This is a genomic window from Nostoc flagelliforme FACHB-838 (assembly GCF_014698065.1).
GTDB classification, from domain to species: Bacteria; Cyanobacteriota; Cyanobacteriia; order Cyanobacteriales; family Nostocaceae; genus Nostoc; species Nostoc flagelliforme_B.
Genome location: NZ_JACJSI010000377.1, coordinates 1 through 5511, shown reverse-complemented (window position 1 = coordinate 5511; position 5511 = coordinate 1). Strand labels below are relative to the sequence as shown.

Annotated in this window: 7 protein-coding genes; 4 read left to right on the top strand and 3 right to left on the bottom strand. The window is 43.5% G+C overall.

All coding sequences use genetic code 11. The features are described from left to right. Positions 1-104: 104 nt before the first annotated feature. Positions 105-785 (bottom strand): PEP-CTERM sorting domain-containing protein, encoded by a 681-nt coding sequence (locus H6G97_RS44170; RefSeq protein WP_242056027.1) that lies wholly within the window; start codon positions 783-785, stop codon positions 105-107. After that, a complete protein-coding gene (locus H6G97_RS44160; protein WP_190946814.1) occupies positions 782-2260 on the bottom strand; it encodes an amidase in 1479 nt (492 codons plus the stop codon). Before H6G97_RS44160 ends, H6G97_RS44170 begins: the two co-directional genes overlap by 4 nt. A gap of 72 nt (positions 2261-2332) precedes the next feature. On the opposite strand from H6G97_RS44160, the gene H6G97_RS44155 reads away from it, so the two are divergent. From H6G97_RS44155 to H6G97_RS56345, 4 genes are read left to right on the top strand one after another with little or no spacing between them, the layout of a single operon-like run. Continuing rightward, positions 2333-2926 carry a TetR/AcrR family transcriptional regulator gene (locus tag H6G97_RS44155; protein ID WP_190946813.1) on the top strand — a complete coding sequence of 198 codons (594 nt, stop codon included), beginning with the start codon at positions 2333-2335 and terminating at the stop codon, positions 2924-2926. Next, positions 2927-3160, top strand: coding sequence for a hypothetical protein (locus H6G97_RS51715; protein ID WP_199350083.1), 234 nt, complete (start codon positions 2927-2929; stop codon positions 3158-3160). Next, positions 3141-3359, top strand: a complete 219-nt coding sequence (locus H6G97_RS56350; protein WP_422394275.1) for a transposase — start codon at positions 3141-3143, stop codon at positions 3357-3359. Before H6G97_RS51715 ends, H6G97_RS56350 begins: the two co-directional genes overlap by 20 nt. Before the next feature lie 44 nt (positions 3360-3403). Further along, the gene (locus tag H6G97_RS56345) at positions 3404-3649 is read left to right on the top strand and encodes a transposase (protein ID WP_199350079.1); all 246 of its coding nucleotides are present in this window, start codon (positions 3404-3406) and stop codon (positions 3647-3649) included. Between the two features lie 128 nt (positions 3650-3777). On the opposite strand, the gene H6G97_RS55685 is transcribed toward H6G97_RS56345, so the two are convergent. Next, positions 3778-4986 (bottom strand): PAS domain S-box protein, encoded by a 1209-nt coding sequence (locus H6G97_RS55685; protein WP_190946812.1) that lies wholly within the window; start codon positions 4984-4986, stop codon positions 3778-3780. Between the last annotated feature and the right edge of the window lie 525 nt (positions 4987-5511).

The window sequence follows — 5511 nt, the reverse complement described above, 5'->3', positions numbered from 1 at the left end:
CATAGTTGGGTCGGGTCAACTGAGTGGAAGTCTAATCTAAACATGAATCCACTTTCAAGACGGTTTTCAATTAAACAGATCACATCCATAAAGGCACAATATGTTTATTGTGCTAAATGTGTGCTGAAAGTGCCGAGAGCGAGTAAGCTCACGATAGATGTGGCTTCAGGGACAGGAATTATGCTTGCAGAAAAACTGATGGGTAACTCACTATCTTCAGAACCCAAATTTTCAAAACCTGATACAAATGGCGGCACCGAAAAAACCTCTAAATAACCCCGCGTCGGCAAAAAAATCGCAAAAAATGGACTAGAATAGTTTCTTCCTGAAGTGGAATATCCAAAACCATCACCTGTCAACTGCACAGTATTAAGACTAATTAAATTGTCAAGCTCAAAAGGTTGGTTTCCTGGTATTGGAGTTCTGGTGGCTTGCAGACCAGTAATTGTTTCACCATTTCCCATACCACTAATTTCAGAAATCAGGTAAAAGCCCAAATCGTTAGGGCTGTCATTAGTGGTGAAAGTGCCACTCGCTGCTATCTCAGTACCAGAATAATTAATAATTACCTTGATTTGTCCAGCTTGGAGCTTTTGAATAATCTCACCGCGGCGATCGCCCGTTAAGGAACTGTAGAAAACTGCTACCTTGGAGGTTAAATAACCTAATCCAATGCGTTGCGTTTCTCGTTGGATTAACCCAAGTAAACCTTTGACAGCTGCACGAGAGTTACAAAAGACAATCCCACTCAAGTTGTGCTGCATGGTAACTAACGCTGATTTCAATAGCCCAATGGATTGCGGAAATTACCAACCACTTTGTCAAGTTCTTGAGCAATAGCGAATAGCTCCATCTCTCGCCATCGCTGACCCACGATTTGCATCCCAATCGGCAAGCCGTTTTGAGTTTGTCCAATCGGAATCACAACCGCCGGATGCCCTGTAACATTGAACGGTACAACATACGCTCCTGATGCCATTGAATACGGCACACTACAATTGTCCACTTGAATCGCTGCACCTCGAGCGCAGTGTAAGAATGCTGTTGTCATTGCTACAGGACACAGCCAAGCATCCCATTGAGCGAGTTCTCGATCCATTTGAGCCATTAACCGATCTCGCTCCGTCAACGTTTCAAAATACCCTTTCAAGGTTGGGTTTAGCGAGATCGGCAAGCCAATGCTTGCGAGATTACCCAGTTTCCGAAAGGCGCGATCGCCTTGAATACTGTCACGAAACAGAAAAGCCAGATGCTTCCGAACATCACTTGCCGTTAGGGACTGGGCATGAATTAGATTGTAGGCTGCAAGTTTGTAGTAGGTTTGCCATGCAAGCGGAAAATTAAAGTTGGGAGTCCACTTTTCAAGGGTCATTCCAGCTTCAATCAGTTTCGTTGCTACTGACTGCATGGCTGATTTAATCTCGGCGGCAACGGGATACAGCGACCATTCATCAATCCAAGCAATCCGGCGGGTTTGAAGGAGTTGTTCAGCAGGCTGGTCAAGCGGGACGGGAGGAATATCAGATTGAGCAGCATCAGTCCCGGCAATAATTTGAAAACAAATGACCAAATCTTGAATTGAACGTGCTAGTCCTCCAATGGTCAGCATTTGACGCATACAGCGAGGTTTACCTGGAGCTTCTGGAATATGCCCTGTGGTAGGAATTCGACGATCGGTAGGCTTGAAGCCATAAATACCGCAGAAATGAGCAGGCTGACGGATTGACCCCCCAAAGTCGGAACACAGATCGAGCGGAGATAGACCCGCAGCGATTGCTGCCGCACTGCCGCTAGAAGTTCCTCCAGGGGTGCGTTCTAGTCTCCACGGATTATTTACACGCAAAAAGACATCATTCAGTCCCTGATATCCGCCAGCCAAATCGCCTACATTTGTTTTCCCAAGTAGGATCGCGCCTGCTGAACGAAGACGACTGACTGCGGTAGCATCCTGTTGAGGAGTGTAGTTTTTAAGCGACTTAGAGCCTGCGGTTGTTCGTAGACCTGCTGTCTCCAGTAAATCTTTAACCGTAATCGGAACACCATGCAAAGCCCCCCAATTCTCACCTCGATTTAATGCTTCATCGGCTTGTTTAGCTCTGGCACAGGCATTCTCCTCATCCAACGTGCAAATCGCATTGATCGTAGAGTTGTGTTGAGTGACTTGATTGAGGTACGCATTCAGAACTTCGACCGCAGACACTTGGCGATCGCGAATCATCTGAGCAAGCTGATGGGCAGGGGTGAAGGTCAGGTTAGTCATGAGAGTCAGCCAGGATATTTCTGATAAAGTTAATTGTATTCACTTTTAGTTAATTTAGTTAACTAACGTTCTATGGGTCGCCCACTCAAAGAAAATTCTTTAACGCCGCAAGATGTGGTTCAGGCTGCGATCGCTTGCCTCGATCGAGAAGGGGAATCAGCATTGGGTGTTAATCGAGTTGCACGGGAGCTAGGGGTGAAGCCACCTGCCATCTACAAACACTTGGACGGCAACACAGGGCTGCGCCGTGCCGTAGCCTTAGAAATCTGGCGCAACTATTTGATGCACTGCCAAAGCCAAATGACAGACATCACAGAACCCCGTACCTTACTCCGTATCGGGGCACAAACAACCCGCAACTTTGCCCAACGGTATCCTGCTCGTTATGCGGTAATGATGCAATACCAAATGCGACCTACTGATCTAGAGGAGGCAGAAATCATTCAGAACTCTTTGCACTTCTTCCAAAAGTCGCTGCAACTATACAAATTGAGTGAGGATGCTTTGATCGATGTGATGCGAATGGTCAATGCAGCCATCTACGGTTTTATTACCAGAGAACAGCAAGAACTGATGACCCTAAACCGTTCGACTGATCACAGCTATGAAGTCATGCTAGATGCGCTAATTGTTGCAATTGAACATATCCAGCAAAATGACTGCTGAATGCTTAAAGCACGCCAACTGTTGGGTAATGGACTGCAAAGAAGAAAGCACGTAGTTTACCGCCGTAGGCATCGCAGTCTGTGTTTGAGCGAGATTATGACGATTCTGCTCGGCTTTCATCAGTCTTGTTACCGAAATTTCAAAGCCTACTACCAGGATAAAGTACAGGTTCAGTGGCAAGCATACTTCCCCGGTTTGGTCAGCTACTATCGCAATGCACGAGTGGATGCCTAGTACTCTGTTGCCTCTGTGTGCAAATCTTGGCTCCTGTTTTGGCTCCTGTACAGGCATCAGTTTTTTGGATTCTACCAGTTTCAAAGTCTGTCACAATCGGCGAATCAATCAACATCGGGTGTTCCAAAATCTGGCTGTTCGCAGCAAAACTTCAGTTGATTGGTTCTTTGGCTTCAACAGGACATATATTGGTCAATGATCGTGGAGAATAGCTGAATGTTTTGGTGACTTCAGGAAATACCGATGACCCTATACCCGTGCCCAAACTGCTGCAAATGCTATTCGGCAAAGTATTTGCGCTCCTTGGGCTATGTTTATCAAAAATTAGCAAAACAATTACTTGAGAGTGTTGGCATACAAGTGATCACCAAACTCAAACGTAACATGAAAAATCGCTTCATGTCGTTGAGTGATCGCCTGTTGCTCAGGAAACCTCGATTATTGAGACCATTATTGACCAGTTCAACGAATATCTCCCAGATTGATTAAGCATTCCCGCCACCAATCACCTGTCAACTGCAAGCGTCAACATCGTAGTAAGGTTTAATCGCCTACTGCCACCAACCTAGGAAGCCTGCGATCGCTATCGATCACAATTTGCTTTCTGCCGTCTAATCTTAAGCCGAATTCAGGTTAACTAGGATATTGTGAGCTTCTGGTATCTTTGCTTGTACAGATTTAATTTGTTGAATCGGAATCTCGATTATGAATTTAGCTCCTGCTCCTGGAGATGAAATACAGCTTAAATTTCCTTGATGTTTTTCTGTGATAATTTGATAGCTAATTGACATTCCTAAACCAGTTCCCTTACCTACTGGTTTTAGGTCTTCAGTGAGAAACTCTAACTCGTTGGCTGCTATGGCTGACTGAATTACTGGTGAAGGGTGAGGATATTCTTTTTGGTAAAGTTGCAGCAGTTCTAGCAATTGTTGAATATATTCTTTAGCATGAGTAATATTACCATCGATGAAGTTAATAGGGTTGTTAATTTCATGAGCCACTCCAGCCACTAATTGTCCTAAAGAAGACATCTTCTCAGTTTGAATTAGTTGCGCTTGCGTCTTTTTCAATTGTTTTAGTGCTTCAGTGAGTTGTTGATTTTTTTCGGTTAATTCCTTCTCGCGCTCTCGCAAAGCTTGCTCTGCTTTTTTTACAGGAGTAATATCTAAACCCATTTCCACAACCATTGGTTCACCGTTCATATTCTTGAACGGATAATCATAAATCTGATACACATTACCTGTTTTATTATCGACCCATTCCCAAAGTTGCGGAGCATTACTGTCAAAAAGGCGAAAGGTGGGACAGACTGGACAAGGTTGCTTCAGTCTTGCGATCGCCTCATAACAACGTTTCCCTGTAGGATCTCCAAATACCTCCTGGAAGCGTTGGTTATAAAATCCTACGCCATAATCATTGGGTTGCAGATAAAGGAAAGCGGGTAGCTGATTCAGTAGGTTATAAAGGCTTTGGCGTTCAGTTGAGAGTGCTTCTATTTGGCGCAACTGCTGGTTGATATCTTTCCCTATTGCATAGATGAGTCCCTGTTGGCTAGTAGAAATACTCCAAGATAACCACCGATAACTGCCATCTTTGTGAAGATAACGGTTATCCCAGCGCAAATTTTGCAGTGGTTCAGTTGGTAGCTGATTGATTGCAATATCTTCTGGATGTACTAATTCTAACCAAGGATGCCCAATTAAGTTTTCTGGTTTCCATCCCAATACCTTTTCCCATGCAGGATTGACTTGCTGGTAGCAACCATCCCTTGAGATGATACAGAATAGGTCAGTTGAAAGGTTGAAGAAATCTTCTAGATTAAACACACTAATCTTGTCATCTAAATTTTGTCTTCAAGGTAACTAAGTACATCCACTAGTTACAACGTCAAGATTACTGAATAATTATAAATACAGTGAAAATTAAACTAAAGCCCAAGCTCTACAACGCGCTCAACTTGCGGTTTTAGCTAAAGAAAATCGTCCATCTTTTTGGGTACCTTATGTTCTTTTAGGCAATTGGTTGTAATTCTTTACGTAAGTATGGAATGAACGAGTAAGCTTTTCCTAACTACAAAAAATTTTTCGACAATCCCGGCACTATGTTCCATCTACTTCGCTGTGTCTGATGTTGGAGCAAGCGCCTGACTCATCCCGTTACTGCTAAATGATATTAAAAGCTGTAACCATTGTTTTGCATAGCTTAGAGCTTTTCTTAGTGCCATTCGATTAACAATAGTAGTAGTAAAGTATATGCATCTGTAACACCTAACCCTTTTTTGAGCCATTAAACCTTAACCATAAATTCATAAAACTTTAAATATTAGGAAATTTCTTCTTAATAGTACTTAA

What these genes read in the sequence shown, in the direction of transcription:
- H6G97_RS44160 (WP_190946814.1), bottom strand. Translation starts at nt 2,260, where the DNA reads ATGACTAACCTGACCTTCACCCCTGCCCATCAGCTTGCTCAGATGATT.
- H6G97_RS44155 (WP_190946813.1), top strand. Translation starts at nt 2,333, where the DNA reads ATGGGTCGCCCACTCAAAGAAAATTCTTTAACGCCGCAAGATGTGGTT.
- H6G97_RS51715 (WP_199350083.1), top strand. Translation starts at nt 2,927, where the DNA reads ATGCTTAAAGCACGCCAACTGTTGGGTAATGGACTGCAAAGAAGAAAG.
- H6G97_RS56350 (WP_422394275.1), top strand. Translation starts at nt 3,141, where the DNA reads ATGCACGAGTGGATGCCTAGTACTCTGTTGCCTCTGTGTGCAAATCTT.
- H6G97_RS56345 (WP_199350079.1), top strand. Translation starts at nt 3,404, where the DNA reads ATGACCCTATACCCGTGCCCAAACTGCTGCAAATGCTATTCGGCAAAG.